Genomic DNA, 24,536 nt, shown 5'->3' with positions numbered 1-24,536 from the left:
TATTATTTTGTGAGCAAATTGTATATTACAGAATTGTAAAGTTTTATGGAGAATAGAAAAAAATTATGTAGATAAATTAAAGATTTTGTTATGATAGTAAAGTTTAGAGGCCAATTTATTTATATCCAGGAGGATTCGATTTACATGCTTAACTCAAAAAAACAAGACCCTTTCTTTATAGCTTTGCATAAAATTGCTGAAAATATGAGAGAGGCCGTACATTACGCAAATGATTTTCGTATTAACAGTGTAGCTGACTTAAAAGAGATTAGCATTACTATGAAAAATTACGAAACAGCTGGTGATAAGCTTATTCACGAACTAATCGTGATGCTAAACAAATCATTTATGACACCTATCGAGCGCGAAGACATTCTAGAATTTGCAATTCGTATGGACGACGTGTTAGATGGTACGGAGCATTGTATCGCTCATTTTGAAATGTTCTCTCTAACAGAAGTTGATGAATCAATGCGTACTTTCTTAGGCTATATTTCAAAAAGTGCTGATGAAATTGTGAAAGCAACAGAAGAGTTAAAGAAAAAGAATCTTATTGGCATGCGCCCACACGCAATTCTTATTAAGGACTATGAACGTGAATGTGATGAAGTACAACGTTCGTCTATTAAACAACTATTTTTAAATGAAAAAGATCCGATTCGACTTATTAAATATAAAGATATATATGAACAACTTGAAGATATCGCTGATCATTGCCAAAACGTTGCAAATACTATGGAAACAATTATCATGCGTAACGCGTAATTAGGAGATGGGCACTTACAATGAACACAATCATTATTCTAACCGTACTGGTCGTTATCTTTGCCCTAACATTTGACTTTATCAATGGCTTCCATGATACAGCAAATGCTATTGCAACTTCGGTTTCCACTAGAGCGTTGAAACCTCGCGTAGCTATCATGATGGCTGCAGTGATGAACTTTATCGGAGCTATTACTTTCGTCGGTGTTGCAAAGGCTTTAACAAAAGATATTGTAGATCCATTCGCTTTAAATGCCTTTAATGGAGATACAACTGGTTCAGTCGTTATTTTAGCAGCATTAATCTCCGCTATTATTTGGAACTTACTAACGTGGTATTTCGGTATTCCATCGAGTTCTTCACACACTCTGATTGGCTCCATTGCTGGTGCAGCAGTTGCATCTGCTGGCTTCGACGTTCTAAACTATGGCGGTTTCACTAAAATCATTATGGCCTTAGTGCTATCACCAATCCTTGCGATTTGCGCCGGCTTTATTATGATGACACTGTTTAAATTATTGTTTAAAAACTTAAATTTATATCGCACGAATAAAGGTTTCCGTACGATGCAAATTTTCACTGCCGCCATTCAATCTTTTACACATGGTACAAACGATGCACAAAAGGCAATGGGGATTATGACGATGGCGTTAATCGCCGGTGGTTTGTATACAGGAGATGAAATTCCTTTCTGGATACGAGCTGCAGCAGCAACTGCAATGGGGCTTGGTACTTCTATCGGTGGCTATAAAATTATTAAAACAGTCGGCGGTAAAATTATGAAAATCCGTCCAGTAAACGGAGTTGCAGCAGATTTAGCATCTGCGTCTGTTATCTTCGGTGCTACATTAATTCATTTACCAGTTTCTACAACACACGTTATTTCTTCCTCTATCATGGGTGTCGGCTCTGCACAACGTGTACGTGGCGTAAACTGGGGGATGGCGCGTAAAATCGTCACTACTTGGATTATTACAATGCCAATTTCTGCAGTTATGGCAGCTACGATTTACTTTTTATTATCGTTATTCTTTTAACTTCTTCCCACCTCTATAGATGGTGAGATAAATGCGGATTTCACGGAATTATGCCAAGGCATAATTGATTTTGATCGCATACTAAGACTCCTGTTCCTTATTAGGGACAGGAGTCTTTATATTATTACACGACAAAATGTGACACATCCTTTACACTATTTTAAAAGGGGGACAGTACCTAATATGAAAACTTTTTCAGCTTTTATAACGGCCCACGCTAAAGCTATCGTAGCCTTATGGTTCGTCATTTTCATTTCCATGGCTATGTTTGCTATACAACTTCCAAGTAAACTTCATGGCGACGGTTTCTTCGTGAAAGGAGATCATACCTACGTAACAAATGAGCTTGCCAAAACATTTGATTTACCTTCCGAGACAATTTTGGTCGTCTTCAATCCAGCAGACGATAAGAAAATTCAAGATACATTAAAAAAGTTGGAAAAAATTAAGGAGATTCATTCAATCCAGTCACCACTCGATGATGCTTCTTTACAAAAGAATGGTATAGCTTATGCCATGATTCATCTTAAAAATAATATTGATCAGCTACCGGATGTTGTGAAAGACATTCGTACATTAATAGAGGATGACGGTGTGAGCATTACTGGCGGACCTGTTATTTCAGCAGACATCAATACGGCCAGTCAAAAGGATTTAGCGTCAGCAGAGGCAATAGGCTTACCAATCGCTATCATAGTGCTATTACTAGCTTTCGGTACTGTCGTAGCCTCCATCTTACCTATCATTATTGGTGTTGTTACTGTTGTCACTGCGTTTGGAATTTTGACTTTGTTTAGTGGTAATGTCAATTTATCAATTTTTGTATTAAATATAGTACCCATGCTTGGACTTGCATTAAGCATCGATTTTGCCTTGTTATTTATTAACCGCTATCGCGAAGAACGTGCTCACACATCCATTGTACAAGCCATTCAAACGTCTATACAGACAGCTGGCCGTTCAATCATCTTTTCTGCAGCTTGTGTCATGATCGGCTTAGGTGCCATGATTGTCATTGACGTCGAGATTTTTCATAATATCGCTTTAGGAGGCGCAATTGTTGTATTTCTTGCAGTACTTTCCGGCTTAACCTTGCTACCTGCTACGATGATGTTATTAGGAGATCGCATTAATAAATGGCGCCTATTACGTGTAAAATCCGGTGGTACAAATCGTTGGCGTGGTTTTGCCGGCTTTGTCATGAAACATCCTGTTGCCATCGTTATTGCTGCTTTAATATTACTAGGCATTGGCATGATTCCATTGAAGGATATTAAACTTACAATTCCTCAGGTGGATTCATTACCGGCTAAATATGAGGCACGTGCTGCTTATGATCAGCTAGATGAGACGTTTGGACTTGGTGATACCTCAACATTATATTTATTGGCAGAACGTAAAGATGGTTGGGAAGATAATAAGGCAAGAAAGCTTATTTACACTATTCAAGAAAAGTTGCTTGATGACCCATTAGTAAATCATGTTTCAACCATTTATACGACGGCTAACATTAAGTCACCTGAGGAGCTGACTGCTTCTTTGAAGACTCCACAAGTGGCCGAACAAATAGAACCAATTCTAAATACGTTTACTAAAGATAAACAACTCTTTATCCCAATTACATTGGATGCATCCGGTTCATCCACTACCGCTCAAGAATTTGCTCGAACATGGAAAGATAAAGATTTAGGTGTCGATTTTGCGCTCGGAGGTCATGCGAAATTCAATCAAGAGATTTTCGATGAAATTGCTAGTAAAATTTTCTTGGCTGTATCTATTATTATCGTTTCAACGTTCTTTATTTTAATGGTCGCTTTCCGCTCTATTTTAATCCCACTGAAAGCGATTATTATGAATATCATTGGACTTTCATCAGCCTTCGGTATTCTCGTCTATATTTTCCAATATGGACATTTGGGCATTGAAGCCGGTACGATTGTCCTTATTATCCCAGTAATTGTATTTTGTCTTGTCTTCGGCTTAAGTATGGACTATGAAGTCTTTTTAATATCTCGCATTCAAGAGGAATATCAAAAAGGAGCGGATAATACACGTGCCACGATTGACGGTCTAACTTCTACAAGTCGTATCATTACGTCAGCAGCGCTTATTATGATTGTTATAACAGGGGCATTTGCTTTTACAGATGTGATGCCTGTGAAGCAAATTGGGGTTGGTATAGCTATTGCGGTCGCCATCGATGCAACTATTATTCGCCTCATGCTTGTTCCTAGTCTTATGAAGCTCTTTGGGGACTGGAATTGGTGGCTACCCTTTGCGAAGAAACAGAAATAAACAGACAACAATTTTGCCTCGGCATCCGAAATCGGCTTTGTGTTCGGACACCCGCTGAAAGAAATTAAAAAAATCCGCTCCCTCACTCAAAGGTTGCGGATTTTTTCTTATTTTGAATAAATACGGTCGTACCATTCTTTTGCAGCTTCTACCTCAGGCATTGTTAGCTGATGACCATAATTAAACCATACAGTTGTCACATCGGCCCCAGCTGACGTTAAAAGCGCCTCTAAATCTTCAGATTCCTGAGCAGTACACATTGGATCATTCGTTCCAGCACCGATAAAGACAGGGGTTGAAGAAAGTGTAGGCAATTTAATATCGCGTCTAGGAACCATTGGATGATGCAGTATTGCACCTGCTAGAGCATCCTCATAATGGAATAATAGGCTAGCAGCAATATTCGCGCCATTAGAATAGCCGATAGCAACAACTCGATTACGGTCAAAGCCATACTGCTGCGCTGCTTCTAATAAAAAGTCATTTAATTCCTTCGTACGGAAAATTAAATCCTCTATATCAAAAACACCTTCCGCTAATCTACGGAAAAAGCGTGGCATACCATTTTCAAGGACATTTCCACGGACACTTAAAATACTTGCTGTTTCATCAATTTCCTTCGCAAGGCCAATTAAGCTTTGTTCATTTCCACCTGTACCGTGTAACAGTAAAAAAATTGGTTTTGTTTCATCTGTTCCTTTATGAAAAACGTGCTGCATTTACAGTCCACCTCTCGATTATCTTGAATTCGAGATAATTGTAGCCTGTGGCAAAATTAAATTCAAGCTCTTTGACTTATTTATTTCGCGATTTTCACTATTTGGCTGTTCCTTATGATCTTTATAAAACTTTGTGATCGTAAATACTGAAAATAAACAAGCAGCTAGAACAACAACAATAACTATTCCCACTATTTTTTTCCCATTCATTCGTTTCGTATCCCCCGAATTACTTATTTCTTTTTACGAAAACCTTCTTCTAGTAAATATTCTTTCGCAGCATCGTGTGTACCAAAGGCTTCTTCTAAGTTTTCTCCATGATAAATATTCCACGAACGTTGCTCAAAGGCTAGCATTAATTGAGCACCTTCACGATTTTGCCATAGCTCTTCAATCGGCTCTTGCTCCTCTGCTTCTTCCGATAAATATTGAATGGCATCTTCAATAATTTCACGAAGTTGTTGTTCATCGTAGTCACGAATGTTTACTAGGCCTTTATCACTTGCTTCTTTCTCGTAGCGCAATAAATCACCGACAAATACGAAGCCGTTGCCATTTGGGTGTAGTTTTTCCACAACAATTGTCTTTTCATAAAGGCTATCCATAAAGTGATAATTTACGCGTTTCAATGAAATTTCCTTCTTTGTCAGTTCAGGAAATGAGTCGATGATGGCTTGCTTTTGTTCAAATGTTAGCATATAAAAATGCTCCTTTTCTATTCAATATCTCTTTTAGTATAACTTATTCTTCCTGTTATATTGAAGTAAAATAGGCAGTACTAAAAGTAAAGTTTCATGTCCATAACGTGTGGATTGATTGTTTAGGTTAATTTCCGTTCCGATTGGGTGCTTTCCTAGGGGCAGTGGCAGATGTTTTTTGCGCGAAAGCGTAGTGCCAACGTAGCGGCAGCGGTAGATGTTTTTTGCGCGAAAGCGTAGCGGCAGCGGTACCGAAGTAGGTCATGAAGATCAACTTATATACATGGCATACTCTTTAACAAAATTGATGATGAGACAAGAAATCAGAGTCTAATGATTTTTCCTATAAAGGCAAAAAATCCGCTTAAACTTCCTATGAAAAAAGCACGAGCACAATGATGTTGCTCATACCTTATTCACGGAGAGCGAAGCGGATTTACCTTATACAATTATGCTAGAATTCCTATGAAGGTTTTTCAGACACCCCACAAATTCATAACATTTTATCTTTTACAAACTGAATAACATGTGCAACGTATAGTTCCCGGTAAGGGACAAATTGCGCAGTACTAACAGGACGCACAATTTTCGCTCGTTGACCATCAGGGAAATATTCATAGCCTTCAATATTTAAAGTAGCTGTTTCTCCTAAAAAGAATGCCTCGGCCTCGTCAAGCTTTGCTCGAACGACCCCTGATACTTCCTCATACTGCAGGTTAAATGATTCCCAATCATGTTTGAATGGATATATAAAAACATGGCAAAATTCATTGTCAATCATGTTTTCTGAAACGATACTACAAGATGTCATGCCCATTTTAACTACTTCGTGTACGTCAACATCGAGTCCTAGCTCTTCCTTTACTTCGCGAATTCCTGACTCGACTGTCTCTACAGCTAATAAATGCCCCGCTGCTGTAATATCAAGCAAACCAGGATAGTCCTTTTTTTGTGCACTACGGATTTGGAAATAGATATAGTCCTCATTGACAAGCCAACAGTGGAATGTTTCATGCCATAGTCCTTTTTCATGTACCTCTGCTCTCGTTGCTGTCCCAATCTGTTCATGCTGTTCATTAAAAACTTTCACAATTTCTTGTTCCATTTTTTCCGACTCCTATACCGACTTCGTAGCCTTTTTCTTAATCACGTTCCGTTCATCATAAATATTGGATGCGATTACTTTTAATACTGCATAAAACGGTACAGCAATGATAATACCGATAAAGCCTGCAATATTACCTGCTGCTAAAATAACTGTAATAACGGTTAACGGATGGATATCGAGTGTTTTCCCCATTACATTAGGCGTTATAAAGTTACTATCAATTTGCTGTGCCACTAGTGTGACAACAGACACCCATATAACCAACACTGGATCCTGAACAACAGCCACGATCAGCGCTGGTGTAAAGGCAATCCATGGTCCTATAAACGGAATCATATTCATAAAGAAAGCAAATATAACAAGAAGCAATGAATATTCTAAACCTATAATTAAATATCCGACATACATAATAAGTGCAAGTAAAAAACTAATTTGTAGCTGTCCTTGTATGTAGCTACGTAAAACACTATCAATTTCACTTAACGTTTTCTTCACCCATTCACGGCGTTCACCACTAAAATATTTATAAATTGATGGTGCAAATTTTTCATGATCCTTCAACATAAATATAAAGAAAAACGGAATTAGAATAGCTAATAAAGAAACTGAAACCACTGATTGTAAAAGTGATACTAGTCCTTTACTTGCCGCAAAAGCAATATCCTGCACATAGTCCGCCATATTGTCGATAAGATCTTTTAACTGTGGCGGGAAATTATCCCTGTTTCTCAATACATAATCAGCTGCATCTTGAATACTAGCACTAATCTGCGGTACATTTTTCACTAAATTATTTACCTGTACGGCAATCGGATTACCAACGATCCACCCAAAGCTACCGACAAGCGCGATTAATCCAACGACGATCGTTAAAATGCTCGCCCATCTCGGCCATTTACGCTTCTCTAAAAATCTCTGAATCGGCTCTGTAACATAATACAAAACACCGCCCAGTAATAAAGGTACAAAAATAGCCTTTAAGATAATTACAAGCGGCGAAAAAATCCAATGAATCTCTATAAAATATTTAATGACTAATAGGGTAAGTAAAATCCCTACGCCTACTTGAAACCAAACTTTCCTCGTCACTTTAATTCACTTCCTTTTATCTCAGTTACTGAAAATACTACTTATATATTAACCATTTCGCAAGTATCCTATTAATTATTGTCTAAATATGAGAGTTTATCAATTATGCCTCGGCATAATTGTAGCTGCCGCTTTGCTTTCGCTACAAAAGACATTTGCTGAAAATAGTTAACACAAAAAAATTGCAACCCTCCAATGGGCAATCTCGCAAGCCCCTCAAATGCCAAAGCATCCGAGGAGGCTCATACGTTTTGCCTTCCACAGGAGTGTCGCAAATTTCCACAATGTAATAGTTTATAATTTTGTATCGTCTACTGAATTTAAGTAATCTTCAATATCGCCAATGACCGATTCAACACAGCCGTCCTCAAATGGTGAAATTAAGCCAGCTTCTTTTACAAGCTTCGTAAAGGACATAGAACCACCTAAATTACATAAATGAGTATAGTCCTTCCAGGCAGCTTCAAATTCTTCACGTGAACGTTTCCAGAACTGGAATGCACAAATTTGCGCTAACGTGTAATCAATGTAATAGAACGGACTTGCATAAATATGTGCCTGACGTTGCCATACACCACCCGCTTCTAGATAACTATTATGATCATAGTCACGGTGTGGTAAATATGTCTCTTCAATTTTTTTCCACGCAACTTTACGTTCAGCTGGTGTCATATTCGGATTTTCATAAATCACATGCTGGAACTCATCAACTGCAACACCGTAAGGAAGGAATAATAAGCCACTGCTTAAGTGTGTGAACTTATATTTTTCTGTGTCTTCCTTAAAGAATAGCTCCATCCATGGCCATGTGAAAAACTCCATACTCATCGAATGAATTTCACAAGATTCATAAGTTGGCCATAAATATTCTGGGATTCCGATGTCACGGCTTGAATAAACTTGGAAAGCATGTCCCGCTTCATGTGTTAACACATCGATATCACCTGAAGTACCATTAAAGTTCGAGAAGATAAATGGAGAGTGATAGTTTTCGATAAACGTACAATAACCGCCACTCTCTTTACCTTTCTTCGCCACTAAGTCCATTAATTCATGGTCAATCATAAAGTTGAAGAATTCACCCGTCTCAGGTGATAGCTCCTCATACATTTTTTTACCGTTCGCAACAATCCATTCTGGATCGCCTTTTGGTGTCGCATTTCCTGATACAAAGTTGAATGCTTCATCATAGAACTTAAATTCAGAAATACCAATACGCTTTGCCTGGCGCTCATATAACTTAGTTGCAATAGGTACGATTAAATCACGAACTTGGTCACGGAATTTCTTCACCATATCTGCATTATAGTCAATGCGATTCATTCGAACATAGCCTAGCTCGACATAGTTTTTATAACCTAATTTAACAGCGATTTCATGGCGCACTTTGACAAGTTCATCATATAGTCGATCAAATTCCTCTTCATGGCCAGCAAAAAAGCCAAAGCGTGCATCCGTTGCCGCCTTACGCATTTCACGATCAGTAGACTCTGCATACGGACCAAGCTGGGCGAGCGTTAATGTTTCACCATTAAAGTCAATTTGCGCAGAGGCAACAAGCTTATTATATTCTGAAACGAGCTTGTTCTCCTTTTGCATTAGATCAATGACTGCTGGTGAAAAACCTTTAATTTGATAGGTTGCTAAATCAAATAATTGCTGGCCCCATTTTTCTTCTAACTGCTCACGGAATGGTGAAGCGATTAGTGCTTTATAATATTCTGTTGTTACCTCTTCTAACTCAGGTCCAACCTCATCATAATAATCGCGTTCTGCGTGATAGAATTCATCATTCGTATCAATCGAAGCACGAATATACACCAGGTTCGCCATCGTGGCATAGTCATTACTCAATCCGTTTAATTTCTCAATTATTTCACTTTGCTCGTACATCGTTTTCGCATTTTTAAATTCGTCAATTAAAGATAATTGTTGCTCTTTCATTGCCTCAACTTTAGGACGGCTGTATTCATAGTCTTTAAATGTTTTCATAAAGTCCCCTCTTTCTGTCATATACCCCGTTATATTTCTATTATATGCCAAATCTATAGTATTAAGAAATAAATTAATAGCCAAATACATATGTTTTTAATAGTGCGGCCCTTTCCCGTAGCGTTAACTTCAATTCCACCGATTTTGGCGTTTTTGCCGCAACTACATCTACCTCAAAACCTAAAGTCTCCGCTAAATATTTTGCACGCTTTAAATGAAAATCATTAGAGACTATCGTGATTTTCTTAGTTTCTTTAGGCAAAAGTTCTTTACTAAATAATAAGTTCTCATAAGTTGAAGTAGATTGGTCTTCCACTACTATTCTATTCGTATCAATACCATTGTCCTGTAAGTATTTAAGCATGACTGAAGCCTCTGTCCGATCTTCATCTTCCCCTTTTCCACCTGACACGATCACTTTTACACGAGGATACTTTTTCAAATACTTTACTGCCTCTTCTAATCTATTTTTCAAAGAAAGCGATGGAATTCCACCCGGTTTTACCTTTGCTCCCAGGACAATCATGTATGTAGCTGTTCCGTTTGCAGCTGGCTGGACACCCTGTTTCATCTCCTCGCCGAGCCAAATATAAACAACACTACCCATAGCAAGCAATATAACCCCTAACCTTATTACCCATTTCTTCACAATTGACCCCCCCTTACCTTTTATTAACGTTTAGGCAAAAAAAAGGATGCTTGTACTGAAATTGCTGTACAAACATCCTAATTGATTATCTTAATATAAAGCGCTTAATAGAATCCTGTAACGCTGTTATTTCATCTGTTAAATCATTGGAAGATTCACTAACAACCTGAATGGCACGCTGTTGTTCATCAACGGATGCCGTAACTTCCTCTGATGCAGCAGCATTTTTCTCACTAATCATCGCAATACTTTCGATAGATTGCATAATGTTATTTTTTGAGCCATTCAAATATTCTACCCCAGTAGTCATTTCCTTAATAATAGAAATGATCTCTTCTACGGCCAATTCTATTTCCTTAAAGGATGACTCTGTTATGGCCACCGAATCATTTTGCTGACGAACAATGACGTTTGTTTTCTTCATCTCATCATTCACTAAATTAGTTTCACTTTCAATTCCCTTTAAGGTTGTACGCACTCGCTCTGTTGCTACAGATGTTTGATCCGCTAACTTACGTACCTCCTCAGCAACAACTGCAAAGCCTTTGCCATGCTCCCCAGCTCTAGCCGCCTCTATCGATGCATTCAATGCAAGTAGATTCGTCTGATCAGAAATCTCCGTAATCGTACCGACAATGCCTTCAATTTCCCTAACTTTCACAATTAAGCTATTAAATACAGCCTGGACATTATTAATCACTTCTGAAGACTCGTGTGATGTCTCTTTTAAGTTCTTTAAATTTAAAAGCCCGTCTTGATTTGATTGCTTCATATTTTGAGATGCATCTAGCATTACTTCATTTTTGTCATGCAATAATTCAATCTGTTGCGCAAAATCAATTGCTGTTCTATTCGTATCCTCTGCCTCTGAAGCTTGCATTGATGCGCCGTTTGAAACCTCATTTATCGCTTTTACTATTTCATCTCCATAAGCGTTTGTTTCCTCTGCCACAGATGTTAAATTTGACGATGTCGATTGAATTTCTACAATAGCTTCCTCTACATCTGTAATTAATGTTTTCAGTTGATCAACCATTTCATTAAAGCCTTCATTTAACTGACCGATCTCATCTGAACGTTGTAGATTTTCAATTTCTACAGTTAAATTCCCTTTGGCTACTTCACGTACACGTTTCGATAATTTTCGCACTGGTAAAGCTAAATGTCTTGAAACCATTATGACAACTATAGTACCTATAATGATGGCACCTAATAATGTAATACCAATAACGAATAATAATGAATTAGCCCCTTCATTAAAGTCTTGCATATATGTACCCGATACTATAATCCATCCCCAATTTGGATCCTTTGCAGAATAAATTATTTTATCAGCTAATACATCTTGCCCTGGTAGCTCAAACTCATATTTGGTATATCCCCCACCGGCAAGTGCTTTTTCGGTTACTTCCCGAATAAAGTAATTTCCGCTACTATCTTGATCGTTCCATAGGTTATCCCCTTCTCGAGTCGGATGGGTTGTTAATGTCCCTTTATCATCTAAAACATATAGATAACCATACTCCCCCAAGTCTCCAGGATAATTAATTGGCCTCTTTCCTTCACTATCCTTCGGTCCTAGAAATGCCTCCCGCACTTTCTCCTGTGCAACTTCTAAAGGAACTTCGCCCCTTTTAACACTCTCATTTGCTAACTCGATTAATTGCAAAGAAGATTCAACACTATTTTTAATAACTTGTTCACCAATATCATCCAGACCTTTTTTTGCTTTGCTATAGCTAACTAGGCCTATCACTAAGCTAGGGATAATTAATAATGCTAGTGAAATGATAATTAGTTTCCCCTGTATCGAACGTGAAAACTTCATGCTTTAGCCCCCCTTTTCTCCTCTTTCACTATGACTATCAATCTATATTATGTTATTATTCAGAATTTTTCACAATGGGTAAAACGTAATTTATGTTTGAATTCTTCGCCTTTTTACGAAAATATGCTTGATAGCTTAACGTGGGGGGGATTTCCATTGCTACTGGACCTATTTCCGGCGGCGTCCAGCCTTCACTCCAAATCTAACAAATATGATTCCAAACTTTTAATGACAAGCTTCAAATATGCATAATAGATAAAAAAACTATCTTTCTACAAGGATATGCCTTATAGAAAAATAGTTTTTTGATTTTTACCATCATTAAAATGTTTAGACACTATCTTAGTTCTCGCCTATGATATGATTTTAATCCAAATTACTAATGCTATTAAAGTAGTGAAAAGGGTTGGGATTGTTAAAATAATACCTATTTTCAAATACTGAACCCAGCCAATCTTTATTCCTTTTTGCTTCAGTATATGGAGCCATAACAATGTTGCGAGTGAGCCAATCGGCGTCATTTTAGGACCTAGATTTGTGCCGATGACATTTGCATAAATAAGCCCTTCTTTCATAATTCCAGTTGCACTAGTTTCAGCAATAGCTAATGCATCAATCATTACAGTTGGTAGGTTATTCATAATAGCTGACAAAATCGCTGCTACAAACCCCATCGTAATTGTCGCTACCATCAATCCTTGCTGTATAGCGTGCTCTAATAGACTTGCCAGCAATCCGGTCATTCCTACATTTTTCAAGCCGTAAACAACCACATACATACCGATAGAAAAGAACACAATATTCCACGGTGCCCCTTTCACAACTCTCTTTGTATCTACAGTATGGCTACGTCGGGCTAGTAGGAAAAAGATAGCTGCTACTCCACATAAAATAAATGACACTGGAATTTTGAAAACCTCACTCGTTAAGAAACCAACTAATAGAATGGCTATAACATACCATGATAATAAAAATAATCTCGAATCACGAATTGCAAGCTTTGGATTATCAACTGCCTCGAGTGAATATTCTTTTGGAATTGCACGGCGAAAGACAATATAAAGCACAACTATACTTGCTAGTAAAGAAACTAAATTCGGTATCAGCATATGTAGGGCATATTCCATAAATCCAATACCGAAATAGTCTGCCGACACAATATTTGTTAAATTGCTAATGACTAACGGTAAGGATGTTGTGTCCGCAATAAACCCACTTGCAATAATAAATGGAAAGATCATTTTATCGGTTAAATTCAATTTACGGATCATTGCGAGAACAATTGGTGTTAGTATTAAAGCTGCACCATCATTTGCAAATAATGCTGAAACAATAGCACCTAGACAGCAAAGGTAAATGAATAAGCGTATACCACTTCCCTTTGCCACTCGTGCTATATGTAGGGCAGACCATTCAAAGAATCCTATTTCGTCTAGAATAAGTGAAATAAAAATAATTCCTATAAACGAGAACGTTGCATTCCAAACAATCCCCGTCACCTCGACAACATCTTGCCAGGTAACAACTCCGAGCATTAATGCAATTGCAGCACCAAAACAAGCAGACCAGCCGATCGATATTTTACGCGGCTGCACTATTACAAAAAATAAAGTTATTAAAAATATTGCAATCGCTAAAAGAGCTTGCACAGTTTTCCTCCCTAAATCAATTATGCCTCCGGCGGAAGTTTGGACACCCGATGAAGTTAAAAACCAGTAGCTTTATTCGCTACTGGTTTCATATGTTTATATTATTCACCTAAATCTGCATTATGGTAAACGTTTTGAACATCCTCTAAATCTTCTAATGCATCAATTAATTTTTCAAATTTCGCAATGTCGTCACCAGCTAATGCTACTTCTGTTTGTGGAAGCATTGAAAGCTCTGCTACTGTAAATTCTTGAATGCCTGCTGCTTTTAGTGCTTCTTGTGCAGCAAAGAATTGATCTGGCTCTGCATAAATAATGACAGTCTCGTCTTCTTCAAGAATATCACGAGCATCAACATCTGCTTCCATTAAAATTTCAAGAACTTCATCTGCTGATTTACCTTCTAAACCGATAACCGCTGTTGAATCAAACATGTAGGCAACAGAACCACTGACACCCATATTCCCATTATTTTTACCAAATGCTGCACGTACATCAGAAGCTGTACGATTAACATTATTCGTTAAAGCATCAACGATTAACATAGTGCCTGCTGGTCCGAAACCTTCATAACGTAATTCGTCGAAGTTTTCATCGCCGCCACCCTTCGCTTTATCAATTGCTTTTTCAATAATATGTTTAGGAACACTGTATGTTTTTGCACGTTCTAGAACAACTTTAAGGGCACGATTTGATTCAGGATCTGGCTCGCCTGATTTAGCTGCCACATAAATTTCGCGTCCAAATTTTGCATTGATACGGCTTGTGCTTTGGTCTTTAGACGCTTTCTTTTCTTTAATATTGTTCCACTTACGACCCATTGTTTCCACTCTCTTTCAAATTATAAGTTGTTTATCAATTACGCCTTGGCGTAATTGCGTCCGGATTTTGAATTGTGATTTCGTATCTTTACTCTGAAAATAATAACACAAATGATGCTTACAAAGCTATATATGCCAATGTTTAAGGTAACTTTATTAAGTCATTAATTGCAAAAAATTGTTTCACTTAGAGCACTCTACAAATGTTTTTCCACTTTGATTTTTTCTAATAATGCCTGACAGCCTTCTAAAACTAAATCATAGGTTTCTTGGAAATCTCCTGTATAGTAAGGATCAGGCACGTCTTTTCGATGATCAGTTAAATCTAAAAAGCGAAAGATCTTTGTGGAATCCGGATTCCCTAGCATCGTTTGGATATTACGTATATTGCTTTCATCCATGCCAATAATGTAATCAAAATTTTCAAAGTCAGCCTTTTGTAATTGTCGACCTTGCATCCCTTTCGTTGAGATGCCATATTCTTTTAGCTTACCTTGCGTTCCTCTGTGAGGAGGATCTCCAATATGCCAAGAGCTTGTTGCAGCCGAATCCACCTCGACTTTATGACTCAAATGCTCTTTCACTACCAAATCACGCATGACCGCTTCAGCCATTGGTGATCGACATATATTCCCCAAACATACAAAAAGTACTCGAATCATTTTTATGTCCTCCTACAATCAATCTCATCTTGGCGTATCGTAGTTGTCGCTACAGTAAACACTTGCTAAATGTAGATAAAGCACTCAAAATCAACCGATTCTGAGTGCCTTCTAAGTTATCCCACATTACTGGCAGTATGCTACTACTTCAAAGGAATGTGAAGATTTTAGTTTGTGTTCTTCACACAGAGGGTTCACCTCTGAATGGTGTTTCACTTTATTTCTTTTCTGCTGCAACTCGCTTCTCTAATTCTTCAGTTAATGCTATTAATTCATGCTCAAGGTGATTTGTAAATTCCTCGCGCCCTTCTTTACCTTTACCCGTTACGTAAAATGGCTCGCCATAAATTAGATAACCTTTACCACGCTTAAAGACATCACCAGCATTACGCGCACCAATATAAGCTGCTGGTACAATTTGCGCTTTGGCTAACTGAGCTATTGTAATTGCACCTTGCTTTAAATCTGTACCTTCCGCATTTCGCGTACCAGATGGGAATATCCCAACCACTTTCCCCTCTTTCAATAGCTGCGAAGGGATTTTAATAACACTTGGGCCTGGATTATCACGGTCAACCGGAAAGGCATTTAAACGCTCTATAAGCCAGCCAAGACCCTTTATATCAAACAATTGCTTTTTAGCCATAAAGTGAATCTCTCGAGGGCATACTGCAACACCAAGATTTAAAATATCAACATAGCCCGTGTGTGTACACGCAATAATAAACCCACCTTCCTTCGGTAAGTTTTGCTCTTCATATACACGCGCTTTCGAGCCTGTTAATTTTAAGATTACTTTTACAACATTTGCTATAAATTTATACACTGTTTTCATTCCTACCTTATTCAATAGTTATCCCCATTGTAATCGAAAAGACCAGTATACTGCAATTACAGATGAAAATATCTAGACTCTTCCCACTAATACATCAACATCAATCGTAATTTCATTTAACAGGATATTGGATCCTTCTTTCTTATGCCAGCCCATTGGTGTCATTTCCAGCAGTGCTGGTACAAGCTCTTTAGCTAGCGGTACCGTATATGTAATACGTTCTACGCTAACATCGGTAAAGCTTTCTTTAAACCGAGCAACTATTTGTTCATTCGAATACGACTCTTTAGTAGAATCCGCATATAATTGCGCTCGAAGCTCATGTAAGTATCCACTTTGAGGTACAACCTTAACAACACAACCATTGTGAGTTAATAGTCGTTTAAATTCTTCATAATTGGCCGGCGATAAAATATTTAATATGGCATCGAAGCTCGATCTTGCAAATGGACTTTTCGCTAAATCACCAACACACCACATTTGCTCTGGATAATGTCGAGATGCAGCAAGGATGCCTTCCTTCGCTATATCAATACCAATTCCTATACCATGTTTCTTTACCATAATACGAGCTAAATGTGAACCTTCACCACATCCTGTATCAAGTACGGTTTCTGCATTAGCAATTAGCTCTCCGATTTTATCTTCTACTACATCATAAATACCACTATCAATAACCGCTTTTCGAGATTCAAAAAGCTCTTTATTGTACTTAGAAACGGCACCATGTGTCAGCATATTGATGTAGCCCTGTTTGGCAATATCAAAAGAATGATTTGAGGAACATACTAATCTACCTTGCTCAAAAACATCCATTGATTCCTGACAAATTGGACAAGCAAAAAGCTTTATATTTTTATCCATTAACGCTGCCCCTGCAGCTCTTTTAGAAAGTGCCCCCATTAATTTTCCTCCTTCGGTTCTGTAGGTGAAACAAGTGCAAAACGCTCCCACTTACGACTTTTCCATCTAAAGTATACGATAATAGCTCGCATCCATTCATCTACCGCAATTGCTAACCAAATACCTACTAGCCCCCAATGTAAAACGAATACAAACAAGTATCCGAGCGGGAGACTCATACATACCATTGATAAGAAACCAATTTTCACTGGAAATCTTGCATCCCCTGAGGCACGCAATGAGTTAATAACTACAATATTCATTGTTCGCCCTGTTTCAAGGAGAATACTTAATGCTAGGACAGATGCTCCGATGGCAATTACCTCTGGATTATCTGTAAAAACGTGCATAAGTTGCTTACGGAATATCGTTACAACTGCAACCATAGTGATTGTAAAAGCAAAAGCTGCGCGTACACTCGTCCAAAGCTGATGATAAGCTTGATCCTTTTTACCAGCACCGACGCTTCGTCCAATAATTATAGCCGTACCTGTTCCGATGGCAATCGCAAATAAATACGTAAACATCGAAATATTCATGGCATATTGTCTCGCCGCAAGTGTCTCTGTGCCTAAGTAAGTTGCATAATAAAGGAAGACAATCTGACAAAACTGATAAAGCACCTGCTCAAATGCTGACGGTAAGCCTATATTTAATATTTTTTGAACATATTCCTTTGAATACTCGAAATAATATTTTAGCTTCATTCTTACTTCCATGACTTGATACAACAGCCAGAAAAACACAAGAACTGCCAAACCACGGCTTACCACTGAGGAAATAGCTGCACCTTTTACACCTAACTCCGGTAATCCTAAGTTACCAAAGATTAAACCATAGTTTAAGACAACGTGTAGCACATTCATACCTAGTGATACATACATCGTTTGCTTTGTCCATCCGTGTACACGGATAATTGCTGCTAAAGCGTTTATAATAGCCTGTAAAAAAATAAAGCTTCCGATGATTACCAAGTAGCTTTGAGCGTATTTAAGCACTTCCCCTTGCAAGTTCATCATGGTCATTAAATGACTTGAAAAGAAGAAAAATAAGATACTCATCATTAGTCCAACAACCAAATTCATCGTAACTGCTAAAGCGGAAATCTTCGCAGCCTCAAAAAATCGCCTTGAACCTAAATATTGAGATACAACAATGGAAGCACCGTTACCAACTACCTCAAGTATTAAAATTGCAATATGAATATATTGATTGGCTGCACCAACTCCTGATACAGCATTATCTGATAAAGCACTGAGCATAAAAGTATCGGCTAGTCCCATTAACATAAATAAAAATACTTCTAAAAATATCGGCCATGTCAAATGGAATAAACTTAACCTATCTGTCTCTTTAATATCACTTTCTTTTAATATATCTGCCAATACTTTTCACTTCTCCTAATCGTTTCGTAAAGATTTTCACATGCTGTCCAACTTTCAACTACCTTCTTTACCATCTATACAGATAAATTACTGCCCAATCAATTATGCCTCGGTATAATTACGTCTGGAATCGGCTTTGTGCTTAGGGCTGCAAATGTTTTTTGTGCGAAAGCGCAGCGACAGCAACAACACGAGGGCCGACACGATGTCGGTCATTTCGGTAATGCCACAGGACGTGGCGTTTTTAGGCTGAGTTCCTATATTTCAACGGGTGTTTGGACAACCGCTGAAAGAAGTTAAAAATATATAGTATCTTATCATAGATTTTTAGGCTGTAAAGAATTTTTATAATGAAACACCTAATTGCGCCTCGGCATAATGCTTCCATAAGCTTTTTGGCCAATATGAATTAAAAGATTATGCAAAGATAATACAATACACAAAAAATCCCTCTCACAATTTTATGTGAAAGGGTTTCTTATCATAATAAACAATAGTCCTGCAATTGCTTACGTTTTTCAGTTGTTAACCCAAACTCTTCCTCTAAAAAAGCTGTCTTAGAGCCATATCGGCTATCCATTGCATCAAATGCTGCCTGCAAATAGTCTTCACGGGCAGACATTAAGGCATAAAATTGCTGTAATTCTTGATCGCTATAATCTTGCTGAATGGTTAGAGCCATTCGTTCGACTAAGGAACGTAAATGTACATTTGTATCTAAATAATCCTCCATGATCGTTTCCTCAGGGACATCTAAAGCAAGTAAAATTAGCGCACTGCCAATACCTGTTCGATCCTTCCCGACTGCACAATGATGAACAAGCCCTAAATTTTCAGGTTGTTGAATCGTTGCTATTAACTCTTTGAATGAGGCATTATTAAAAGGCATTTGTGCATAAAATTCTCTAAACATCTCCGGGCTTACAACCTTATAAAAATCTTTTCCACCAGAGTTTGTAGGCATCTCAAAAGCATGATTTCCTTTAGCTGGTATTTGAATATACTTGGCATACGGGAATATCGGATTAGGATTATTTTGAGCCTCATGGTTGTCTCGATAATCAAAAATTGTTTTCACACCTAGCGTTTCAAAGCGCTCTTTATCTGATTTCGTCATTTTACCAAGTGCGGCTGAACGATAAATCAAACCATTCTTAACAGCACGCCCATCTCTTGACTTATAACCACCCATATCCCGAAAATTATTAACTGCCTCAAACGGAATAATATTCATATCAAACTGTTTCACTCACTGCACCCCTCCCTGTTAGCAAGCATACTTATCTCTATTTTATAGAACAATTCGATATAATACTAATTTTCGCATTAGGGAATGTCGTACACTACTTAGAGCAACAAGGGGATTTATTTGAGTGTTTCTTTATTTGGGTGGAGCAGTTATCCTTTTTATTCATCAAAAAAAGCTGCCCTTGATAAAGGACAGCTCCAAAATACTATTTTTCAATATCAATTATTTAAATAACTCAGGATATACTGCTTTCGCGATTAACTCAACAGCTTCGCCAATACGTGGACCTGGACGGTTTGAGATATCATTATCTATAGAATAAACAGCTTTATTTTTAATGGCCGTGATTGAATTCCATCCATCACGAGAAAGAATTTCTCCCGTTGAGTCATTGCCTACTGTTGTTAAAATGACTTCTGGATTTTTCGCAATGACATCTTCCTCAGATACCATTGCCCAGCTTTTAAGTTCAACAAAAACGTTGTTAACGTTTGCAGCATTTAAAATCTCTTGTTGGAATGTATCAGAACCAGCTGTATAGATGTCTGGCTTTGGACTAATTTCTAAATAGATATTTTTTGGTTCTTTCACATCTTTAACTTTTGCTTGGACATCTGCAATTTTAGATTTAATATCTTCATTTAACTTTTCGCCTTTATCTTTGATGCCCATAGCTGCTGAGACTTGTTCGATATCCCCATAAACATCATCAAATGATTTAGCTGATTGAATGGCAAACACTTTAATACCCGCATCTTCGAGACCTTTTAAGGCATTTAAATTTTCTTCATCGTCTCCAGTTGTATAGGCAATAACGACGTCTGGCTTTAACGCTAAAATACGCTCACTATTGAATATTGTAGAATCAGAAACACGCTCAATTTTTTGAGCTTCTTCTGGATACGAATCATACTCAGTCGCACCAACTATTTTATCACCCACACCTAGCGCAAATAAAATCTCTGTATTACTCGGTTTTAATGAAACAATAGTTTTAGGTACTGCATTAAACTCTACTTCTACACCACGGTCATCCTTAACTTTATAGCTAGTAGTTTTCTCAACTTGTTGATCTTCTTTAGAAACAGTATCTTTATTTGTATCCTCTTTCGTGCCACAGCCAACTAATACAAGTGCCAACATCAACACAGAAAGCCATTGTAGCTTAAACATTTTCTTCATTTCATTGATTCTCCTTTTTCTTTTTCATCGGGTATGACTTACTAATAAACGGTATTTCAGCAATACCTGCATGCTGATTCATATAGACAGCCATTACAAAAAATACATTGGCTAGCAATCCTAAATAATCAAAGAGAATAGCTGGTACTTCGCGTTCTTCAGATACTTTGTGCAAAACACGGTATGATTTTTTTGCCTCACTACGACATAAATGTAATGCAGAAGCTGCCTCTGTTCCTTGGGGTAATACAAAGTTTTGTATTTCCTCTTTAACATGACTAACATAGAAATCATAGCGATCACTAAGCCAAGTCAAATCATCTTCAGTTACAGCTAATTTGCCTCGGACTGAGCCATTTACATGGTAAGCCATTGGCAAAATGGCAAGTAAATCATCTGCTACTACCTCTACCGTTTCTTTTTTAACCGCCGCCAATGCTACACCAATATGTGTTGTTAGGCTATCCGTTCGAATTTCAAAATCTACTGTAGATGCCTTTTCACGCATAAATGGATAACAAGAATAACGTGCATCTTTTTTCAAATCTAAGTCCCCGCTTTCCTTCGTGAAAAATTCTTACCTTATTAACACCTCGTCTTACATCAGGTGAACTATAAGCGCATAAAAAAAACGTTGTTCCCACTCCTAAGGAAACAACGAAAAATAGCATAAATAGTGTCACATAAATACGACATAGCCTATGTATTTGCCGCATATTCTCCTAGCTTCCGAAGAGTTATCTATACGTTCAAACAAAGGTCGGTCTCCTGGCTTGTACAGTTCACTACATTCATAAAAAACCTTCCCATCGGATAATTCGACAGTGGTATATCTTTATGACTTCTGTACTTACAGTTGCGGAAACAGCTCCGGTTTTTCACCGAATTCCCGATTATGCTATAGTTCAGCACCTTTATTCTGCAAGAATTATTCACTTGTTATGCAGTTTATCATAGATTGATAGGAAAAAATAGCTGTGGAATTTAGAATAAACAACGATGGATAAAAATCATGCAGGTATTACCGTATGCACGCGGATATATTCACTCTCCCATTGGGTATTCATCCTGCTCGTGCAAATATTTGTTATGCCTTATAAGTTAAAGCATTTTATTTTTTATAATGAAAGGATTTTCAAAAAATAGCCATTTTCATAACTTTCATCGGATGGCATTTTTATATTTCTTTTTGGATTTAACATCTTTCTCTTCCTCAATTAAACGCTGTGCAATTTCTAGTAGCTTTGGGTCATTTGTTGTATCGAATAGCTTTTTAAAGGATACAATAATATCATAGCGTATTAATGTCGGGTGCTTTTCGTCTAAGCACGTTTGATATCTTTTAGCCAAATATGATACGACTAAATCTCTTTGTACCTGCCCCGCTAAGCCTATTTTCCAAATTGCCTGTAAAGTATGCCTCACAGTGACTGTTTCTTCATCATACGTTACTGCCCAAATCTTTAAGAAGTCCTCTAACACTCTTTCTTCAGGATCGCTTTTTGCTGCCAGTGCGCATAAAAATTGTGCAGCACTTGCACGTACATGTCCATTTTTGTATGTAAGAGTTTGAACTAATTGTTCCCAAACTGAATAGGTCCAATCAACTGGTTCCTGCATAATTTTCATTAATTCTTCGTATGATTTGTATTGAATATCACGGTCACGCTCTGTTAAATTACTAAAAAGTTGCAAAATCTCTTTTTCCATGATTCATCCCTACCTTTATTGTTTCAGAACGTAAAAAATAGTGTACTTGTAAGTGTTATCTCATTTACCATCATGCGTTACTTTGCTACTACAAATTAAAAGTCTCATATAATTGTAATTTCAGAGCAAGATCCCAATCGTATATTTCAAAATTATCAGAAATGGCGTTCAATATGCAAGAATCTTTTCTTTTAGCTATATGAAGACAGAGGAATACTCGTTAGGATTATTATTGGAGTTATCTCACGATTGAGTCAAAGCGAAATACGCAATAACGAAAAATTGATGCTAATTCTTTTTTCGGCTGTATTATCATTTTTATAACTGGGGCTATAGTTATAAATATATCAACTTATGTAAATTTATTCATTACAAAAGTTATTTTACTCATTATTGACCGAGTAGTCGAGCCTAAACTAATGAATAACATTATGCGTTTGCCTAATAGGTTTAGTCGTAGAATCTTAACTATAGTTTAAACAGTTGATAATTTCCAGTACCGTCAAATAATAAAAAAAGGTTACCCTTGTAATTTCTTTTACAAAGATAACCTTTTCGCTATTTTAATCGTCTATATAATAGTACGGCTTATTAAATACGACCGAAGCCTACTAAATATTGATTCCACCAATCAAGTGATTCAATGACAACACCTTTATTTTGAGCATCAATCATTGTGTTGTTTCCTAAGTAAATACCTACATGCGCTATACCTGAACCATAGCTGAAGAATACTAGGTCACCTACACGTGCTTCACTTGCTGAAATACGTTGTGTTGCTAAATATTGTTGTGATGCTGTACGTGGTAAATTTACACCCGCTTGTTTGTAAGACCATTGTACAAGACCAGAACAGTCAAATCCTGTTGATGGGTTACTACCGCCCCAAACATAGCTACGACCTAAGAATTGTTTCGCAACTGAAATAGCATCACCTGAAGATGCAGTGCCTGCTCCTGAACCAACAACCACTTTTTGTGATGATTTTTCATTGTTAGCTTTGCCATTATTATTATCATTGCTATTGCCATTATCGTTAGTGTTAGCATTGTTGTTTGTTGCTTGTACAACTGGAGTAGCTGCTTGAAGTGCACGTAAACGAGCTGCCTCTTCCTCTGCTGCTTTACGTTCTGCTTCTAAACGCTCTTCTTCTTGTTTCGTTGCAATTTGTGCTTTTAATGCAAGAGATTTCGCTTCATTTTCAGCTTTTTTTACTTCCATTTCGCTTTCCTTCTCTTGAAGCTCTTGGAATTGCTTTTGAAGCTCTTTTTGTTTTTCATCTAATGTTGTTTTTTGTTTTTCTAAGCTAGCCTTATCTGCTTCTTGTTGATCTACTAATTCTTGGTCAGCATCCATTAATGTTTTTACCGCTACGACACGGTCCATTAAATCTGCAAAACTTTTTGATTCTAGAACAGCGTTTAAATAAATACCTACAGTATTATCTTGTGCTTGGTATGCAGCCATACGGTCACTTAAAATCGCTGAACGTTGTTCAATACGTTTTTTAGTATCTACAATATTTGCATCAACTTCTTTAATGTCTGCCTGTACTTTGTTAAATACTTTTACTTTTTCTTCGATCTCTTTTTCTAGGCTTTTTAGCTCTTCTTGTAGCTTTTTAACCTCTGTATCTATTTTAGCTTTCTTATCAATCATTTGTTGAGATGTTTCTTCTGCGTGCACTTGAGTTGGTTGAACTGTATTAAATAATAAGCCGCCCGCTAGTGCTAATGCTAGCACCATCGACTTACGCCATTTATTGCGTTTACCCACGTTATTCTTTCCCTTCACTAGTCAATTTCGTTCGTAGAATTTTAATGTAATCATTGGAACGATTTCTTTTATTTATTCTTATATTTTATTAGCCTTTTAAAGTTTAGCACTATTAGCATAACTTTTATACTATTTCACGCCTTTTTAATGGTTTAGTAAAACTCGCAACATTCTTGTAATATTT

Annotated in this window: 22 protein-coding genes and 1 riboswitch; of the genes, 3 read left to right on the top strand and 19 right to left on the bottom strand. The window is 37.3% G+C overall.

The genetic code is table 11. The features are described from left to right. Nucleotides 1–144 precede the first annotated feature (144 nt). The 3 genes from ACQKN4_RS09010 to ACQKN4_RS09000 all read left to right on the top strand — a co-directional run bounded on the left by ACQKN4_RS09010 (nt 145) and on the right by ACQKN4_RS09000 (nt 4,097). Complete coding sequence (locus tag ACQKN4_RS09010) at nt 145–765, top strand: DUF47 domain-containing protein (protein WP_079562474.1); 621 nt, start codon at nt 145–147, stop codon at nt 763–765. Nucleotides 766–785: 20 nt separating this feature from the next. Next, on the top strand, nt 786–1,802 hold the full coding sequence (locus ACQKN4_RS09005) for an inorganic phosphate transporter (RefSeq protein WP_427483437.1): 1,017 nt from the start codon (nt 786–788) through the stop codon (nt 1,800–1,802). Between the two features lie 183 nt (nt 1,803–1,985). Continuing rightward, on the top strand, nt 1,986–4,097 hold the full coding sequence (locus ACQKN4_RS09000; protein WP_427483435.1) for an MMPL family transporter: 2,112 nt from the start codon (nt 1,986–1,988) through the stop codon (nt 4,095–4,097). Nucleotides 4,098–4,204: 107 nt separating this feature from the next. Here ACQKN4_RS09000 and ACQKN4_RS08995 read toward each other — a convergent pair whose 3' ends face one another. The 19 genes from ACQKN4_RS08995 to ACQKN4_RS08905 all read right to left on the bottom strand — a co-directional run bounded on the left by ACQKN4_RS08995 (nt 4,205) and on the right by ACQKN4_RS08905 (nt 24,370). After that, nucleotides 4,205–4,816, bottom strand: coding sequence for an alpha/beta hydrolase (locus tag ACQKN4_RS08995; RefSeq protein WP_079562471.1), 612 nt, complete (start codon nt 4,814–4,816; stop codon nt 4,205–4,207). Nucleotides 4,817–4,834: 18 nt separating this feature from the next. Further along, on the bottom strand, nt 4,835–5,008 hold the full coding sequence (locus tag ACQKN4_RS08990) for a hypothetical protein (protein ID WP_427483433.1): 174 nt from the start codon (nt 5,006–5,008) through the stop codon (nt 4,835–4,837). A gap of 41 nt (nt 5,009–5,049) precedes the next feature. Then, on the bottom strand, nt 5,050–5,514 hold the full coding sequence (locus ACQKN4_RS08985) for a hypothetical protein (RefSeq protein WP_427483431.1): 465 nt from the start codon (nt 5,512–5,514) through the stop codon (nt 5,050–5,052). A gap of 493 nt (nt 5,515–6,007) precedes the next feature. Continuing rightward, nucleotides 6,008–6,619: an NUDIX hydrolase gene (locus ACQKN4_RS08980; protein ID WP_427483429.1), complete on the bottom strand. Its 612-nt coding sequence runs from the start codon at nt 6,617–6,619 to the stop codon at nt 6,008–6,010. A 12-nt stretch (nt 6,620–6,631) separates the two neighbouring features. Continuing rightward, nucleotides 6,632–7,711 (bottom strand): AI-2E family transporter, encoded by a 1,080-nt coding sequence (locus tag ACQKN4_RS08975; protein WP_427483427.1) that lies wholly within the window; start codon nt 7,709–7,711, stop codon nt 6,632–6,634. Nucleotides 7,712–8,005: 294 nt separating this feature from the next. Beyond that, nucleotides 8,006–9,703: a M3 family oligoendopeptidase gene (locus tag ACQKN4_RS08970; protein ID WP_079562466.1), complete on the bottom strand. Its 1,698-nt coding sequence runs from the start codon at nt 9,701–9,703 to the stop codon at nt 8,006–8,008. A gap of 73 nt (nt 9,704–9,776) precedes the next feature. Then, nucleotides 9,777–10,352 carry a YdcF family protein gene (locus ACQKN4_RS08965; protein WP_427483426.1) on the bottom strand — a complete coding sequence of 192 codons (576 nt, stop codon included), beginning with the start codon at nt 10,350–10,352 and terminating at the stop codon, nt 9,777–9,779. Between the two features lie 85 nt (nt 10,353–10,437). After that, the gene (locus ACQKN4_RS08960) at nt 10,438–12,180 is read right to left on the bottom strand and encodes a methyl-accepting chemotaxis protein (RefSeq protein ID WP_079562465.1); all 1,743 of its coding nucleotides are present in this window, start codon (nt 12,178–12,180) and stop codon (nt 10,438–10,440) included. 353 nt (nt 12,181–12,533) lie between these two features. Further along, complete coding sequence (locus ACQKN4_RS08955) at nt 12,534–13,829, bottom strand: arsenic transporter (RefSeq protein ID WP_079562464.1); 1,296 nt, start codon at nt 13,827–13,829, stop codon at nt 12,534–12,536. 101 nt (nt 13,830–13,930) lie between these two features. Further along, nucleotides 13,931–14,650, bottom strand: a complete 720-nt coding sequence (locus tag ACQKN4_RS08950) for a YebC/PmpR family DNA-binding transcriptional regulator (RefSeq protein ID WP_427483423.1) — start codon at nt 14,648–14,650, stop codon at nt 13,931–13,933. A gap of 197 nt (nt 14,651–14,847) precedes the next feature. Continuing rightward, a complete protein-coding gene (locus tag ACQKN4_RS08945) occupies nt 14,848–15,312 on the bottom strand; it encodes a low molecular weight protein-tyrosine-phosphatase (protein WP_427483421.1) in 465 nt (154 codons plus the stop codon). Nucleotides 15,313–15,529: 217 nt separating this feature from the next. Continuing rightward, on the bottom strand, nt 15,530–16,138 hold the full coding sequence (locus ACQKN4_RS08940; protein WP_079562550.1) for a lysophospholipid acyltransferase family protein: 609 nt from the start codon (nt 16,136–16,138) through the stop codon (nt 15,530–15,532). Between the two features lie 81 nt (nt 16,139–16,219). Further along, complete coding sequence (locus ACQKN4_RS08935; RefSeq protein WP_079562461.1) at nt 16,220–17,050, bottom strand: putative RNA methyltransferase; 831 nt, start codon at nt 17,048–17,050, stop codon at nt 16,220–16,222. Next, complete coding sequence (locus tag ACQKN4_RS08930; protein WP_427483509.1) at nt 17,050–18,426, bottom strand: MATE family efflux transporter; 1,377 nt, start codon at nt 18,424–18,426, stop codon at nt 17,050–17,052. The genes ACQKN4_RS08935 and ACQKN4_RS08930 overlap by 1 nt, the downstream gene beginning before the upstream one ends. Nucleotides 18,427–18,916: 490 nt before the next feature. After that, entirely contained in the window at nt 18,917–19,684 is a 768-nt protein-coding gene (locus ACQKN4_RS08925; protein WP_427483419.1) for a tyrosine-protein phosphatase, read from the bottom strand. Between the two features lie 222 nt (nt 19,685–19,906). Next, nucleotides 19,907–20,866 (bottom strand): ABC transporter substrate-binding protein, encoded by a 960-nt coding sequence (locus ACQKN4_RS08920; RefSeq protein ID WP_079562459.1) that lies wholly within the window; start codon nt 20,864–20,866, stop codon nt 19,907–19,909. Nucleotide 20,867: 1 nt separating this feature from the next. Then, complete coding sequence (locus tag ACQKN4_RS08915) at nt 20,868–21,410, bottom strand: ATP:cob(I)alamin adenosyltransferase (protein ID WP_197143822.1); 543 nt, start codon at nt 21,408–21,410, stop codon at nt 20,868–20,870. A gap of 197 nt (nt 21,411–21,607) precedes the next feature. After that, nucleotides 21,608–21,797, bottom strand: a riboswitch (cobalamin riboswitch). A 230-nt stretch (nt 21,798–22,027) separates the two neighbouring features. Then, complete coding sequence (locus ACQKN4_RS08910) at nt 22,028–22,576, bottom strand: hypothetical protein (RefSeq protein WP_079562458.1); 549 nt, start codon at nt 22,574–22,576, stop codon at nt 22,028–22,030. A 591-nt stretch (nt 22,577–23,167) separates the two neighbouring features. After that, entirely contained in the window at nt 23,168–24,370 is a 1,203-nt protein-coding gene (locus ACQKN4_RS08905; protein ID WP_427483416.1) for an NlpC/P60 family protein, read from the bottom strand. Nucleotides 24,371–24,536 lie beyond the last annotated feature (166 nt).

Source organism: Lysinibacillus sp. NPDC093692 (genome assembly GCF_050280125.1).
Classification (GTDB): Bacteria; Bacillota; Bacilli; order Bacillales_A; family Planococcaceae; genus Lysinibacillus.
The sequence above is the reverse complement of the archived record's forward strand: the minus strand, read 5'-3'. Positions and strand labels throughout refer to the sequence as shown.